Annotated in this window: 1 protein-coding gene; it reads left to right on the top strand. The window is 43.8% G+C overall.

Going from position 1 to position 573, the window contains the following annotated elements; translation table 11 throughout:
• On the top strand, nucleotides 1-573 hold a 573-nt coding region (locus FBT53_RS15990), incomplete at both ends, for a transposase (protein ID WP_169630390.1).

Genomic DNA, 573 nt, shown 5'->3' with positions numbered 1-573 from the left:
TCAACGCAAAAAGTACGAAGTTCTAGCCCAGCGACTCCAAGAAGACAACAGTTCTGAAAACCCCCAAATTTCTACCGCTGACCCTGATAGTAGGCATCAAATAGTTCGTGGAAGCATTACCGAGGTATCCTATACAGCCCAGACCATGGTCGATGAGAAACATAAGCTTTTGATAGATGGTAAACTCACCGCTGAAAATGATAAAAAAGCCATGGGTATAATGCTTAGGCGTTCTAAAAGTATTTTGAGAAGCAATGGTTTTACAGCCCTCTTTGATAAGGGATACCATACTGGGAGTGAGTTTAAAATAGCACATGACTTAGGCATAGCTACCCTGGTGGCCATTCCTGAAATAGGCAGGAGTTCACAGGCTCCTGACCCTAGTTACAATGCAGAACACTTTGACTATGATACCAATACCGATTGCTACACCTGCCCACAAGGTCATACCCTTACTTCCAATGGCAGTTGGTACAAGGCAAGGAATTACTACTTTAAACAGTACAAAACCAAGGCCTGTAAAGGGTGTCCCGTTCGTCAGCTGTGCACTAACGCCAAACAGAACGGAAAAAT

Origin of the sequence: Flavobacterium sp. ASW18X, from assembly GCF_005144745.1 — a bacterium.
Lineage (GTDB): Bacteria > Bacteroidota > Bacteroidia > Flavobacteriales > Flavobacteriaceae > Croceivirga.
Note: the sequence above shows the minus strand (reverse complement) of the source record. Positions and strands in the feature narration are given on the sequence as shown.